The organism is Halobacillus sp. BBL2006, assembly GCF_000786645.1.
GTDB lineage: Bacteria > Bacillota > Bacilli > Bacillales > Halobacillaceae > Halobacillus.
Window position 1 is genome coordinate 1 of record NZ_JRNX01000005.1, and the last position, 2,842, is coordinate 2,842.

A 2,842-nucleotide genomic window follows, 5' to 3' on the forward strand; every position below is an offset into this window, starting at 1 on the left:
AGTTCGTTCCCGTTCACCTTAAAGTCGACTTCTTCTCCTTTCAAGGTGTTGAGGAATAATTGTTTGAATTTCGTATATTCATCCCTGTTCAAATTTCTATTCATATTCATAACTTCGACTGCCGTCTGAAAGCCTTTCACAGCGGGAATGTTCTCTGTACCCGCCCGGCGTTTTCTTTCTTGTTCGCCTCCATATTGCAAAGAATCCATTTTAGTTCCTTCACGTACATAAAGAAAGCCGATCCCTTTGGGACCATTTACTTTGTGACCTGATACAGCTAATAGATCTACTGGTAAAGTCTGGACATTGACCTCGAGTAAACCATAGGCTTGAACGATGTCTGAATGAAAGTAAGCCTGGTGGTCTTTAACAACTTCCGCAACCTCTTCAATTGGTTGAATGATTCCTGTTTCATTATTGACCATCATAATGGAAACGAGGATTGTATCTTCTCTTAAAGAAGCTTTGACTTCTTCTGCCTGAACAGCTCCCGTTTCGTCTACAGGCAAGTAAGTGACCTCGTACCCTTCAGCTTCTAAATATTCGACTGCATGCAATGTAGCATGATGTTCAATGGAGGTGGTAATGATATGCTTACCTTTATGCTGGTTTGCCCTTGCTGTACCGATAATAGCAAGATTGTCAGCTTCCGTACCCCCACTAGTAAACACGATCTCCTTTTCATCAGCAGAGATACTTTCTGCTACTGTTCTTCTCGCCTCATCTAAGATTCTTCTTGCTTTACGGCCAAACTGATGCACGCTTGATGGATTTCCAAACACATCCTGATACACCGGCATCATAGCCTCAATAACCTTTGGGTGTACAGGTGAAGTAGCGGCATGATCTAAGTAGATGGCTGCCATGTTGTCACCTCCGTCCGTTAAATATAAAACATGTAGGCATCTTGCGTTTGATCATCGACATGGTCTTTCAAGTCTTCCAAAGTTGTCGTATCTAATACATCTTTTACTGCATCACGTACTCGTTTCCATAATGCCTGCTTCGCCGGTTCCTCGTTTTCAATACCTTCCACTGGTGTGATTGGACCCTCAAGGATACGAATCACATCACCTGCAGTGATTTCATGGGGAGCTTTTGTCAACATATATCCTCCATAGGCACCCCGTACACTTTTTACAAGACTGGCGTTTCTTAATGGAGCAATCAATTGTTCTAAATAGTGCTCAGAAAGCTCATTATCCCTTGCGATCTGTTTCAGTGAAATCGGACCGTCTCCATATTTTCTTGCTAATTCAATCATTATAGTTAGACCGTAACGGCCTTTTGTAGATATTTTCATACAATTCACCTTTCATTATTAAAAACTGTAAAGATTGTTTTGCGTAAGGTAGGGTGTAACCAACAAATGTGCCCAGCAGCAATGCGATAAACACCGTACCGATACCTACTGGTCCACCCAGCAGCAATCCAAGGATAGCGACCGTAATTTCAATTCCGTTCCTGACGGTAGATACTTTCCAGCCAGTAGCTTCTGAAATGAGGAGCATCAAGCTGTCTCTTGGGCCTGCTCCAATACCAGGGGCGACATAAATACCAATTCCTATGGAAATGACCACAGTACCGAGTATGAATACAAATGCTTGTGTTATTAACGTTTCAGGTTCTGGTAACAGCCAGTTAAAAAAGTCAATGAAAACACCAATTAACACCATATTCAAAATGGTACCGACTTGAGGTTTACTCTTTTGAACTAAACTGCTCACAAGAACGATCATCAGCCCAGCAATGATCGACCAGGTACCAACAGTTAAACCAAATTGTAAAAATAATCCGTAGTGAAAGACATCCCATGGTCCGATGCCAAACTCTCTCACTTGCATGGTCATAGATATTCCTAACCCAAGAATGACTAAGCCAGCAAGAAAAAAACTCCAGCGGAGCGACATTTCCCGCTTTTTAAATAGATGGTTTTTACTCATCTCTAACTTCCTCTCTCTATTATACCAAACGCTATTATAGCACGAATGGCAAGTCTCTTGCATTTTACAGAGAATCATTCTACGCTAACAATTATAACTGTACAAAGGAGCTTGATGTATGAATCAACAGCCTCTCGCATTCCGTATGCGTCCATCTAACATAAATGAAATTATCGGCCAAACCCATTTAGTGGGTGAAGGAAAAACCATCCGACGGATGATCACAGCCAATCGCCCGGCTTCCATGATTCTATTTGGTCCTCCTGGCACAGGTAAAACTTCCATGGCTACAGCTCTTGCAAAGAGCCTCCAATTGCCATTCAAGACCCTTAACGCTGTAACAGATAAAAAGAAAGATATGGAGATTGCTGTGGAAGAAGCAAAAATGCATGGCCAAATGGTTTTAATATTAGACGAGGTTCATAGATTGGATAAAGCAAAGCAAGATTTTCTCCTTCCTCATTTAGAAAGTAACCGTCTGACGCTGATCGGGTGTACAACGAGTAACCCGTACCACTCAATCAATCCGGCTATTCGAAGCCGTTGCCATTTGTTTGAACTCTATCGTTTAACTCCAGAAGATATAAAGGAAGCTATACAGAGAGCAATGGATGACAAGCAAGATGGTTTAGGTGATCTGACGATTAAAATGACGGATGATGCTCTCGAACATTTTGCTCAAGCAGCGAACGGGGATTTACGAGCTGCTTTGAATGGTGTAGAGCTTGCCGCTTTTTCTACCCCAGCTTCTGAGGATGGTACCGTTATCATTTCATTGGATACGGCAGAGGAATGTATGCAGAAGAAAAGCTTTTCTCACGATAAAGATGGTGACGCCCATTATGATGTTCTCTCTGCTTTCCAGAAGTCGATAAGAGGAAGTGACGTCGACGCCTCTC

4 protein-coding genes are annotated in these 2,842 nt (G+C 42.3%); 1 reads left to right on the forward strand and 3 read right to left on the reverse strand.

The window, feature by feature from the left end; genetic code table 11:
• The 3 genes from LD39_RS00085 to LD39_RS00095 form a co-directional block, all read right to left on the reverse strand.
• Positions 1-866, reverse strand: an 866-nt coding sequence (locus tag LD39_RS00085) for a cysteine desulfurase family protein (protein WP_035541478.1), incomplete at its 3' end; no start/stop codon positions are given.
• Positions 867-883: 17 nt separating this feature from the next.
• A complete protein-coding gene (cymR, locus tag LD39_RS00090) occupies positions 884-1,303 on the reverse strand; it encodes a cysteine metabolism transcriptional regulator CymR (RefSeq protein ID WP_035541480.1) in 420 nt (139 codons plus the stop codon).
• Positions 1,257-1,943 carry a YitT family protein gene (locus LD39_RS00095; protein ID WP_035541482.1) on the reverse strand — a complete coding sequence of 229 codons (687 nt, stop codon included), beginning with the start codon at positions 1,941-1,943 and terminating at the stop codon, positions 1,257-1,259. The genes cymR and LD39_RS00095 overlap by 47 nt, the downstream gene beginning before the upstream one ends.
• 118 nt (positions 1,944-2,061) lie before the next feature.
• Here LD39_RS00095 and LD39_RS00100 point away from each other — a divergent pair.
• Positions 2,062-2,842: AAA family ATPase (locus LD39_RS00100; protein WP_035541484.1), on the forward strand; the 781-nt coding region annotated here is incomplete at its 3' end.

Excerpts from the sequence above, each read along its gene's own strand:
- LD39_RS00095 (WP_035541482.1), bottom strand. The coding sequence starts at position 1,943 with ATGAGTAAAAACCATCTATTTAAAAAGCGGGAAATGTCGCTCCGCTGG.
- cymR (WP_035541480.1), bottom strand. The coding sequence starts at position 1,303 with ATGAAAATATCTACAAAAGGCCGTTACGGTCTAACTATAATGATTGAA.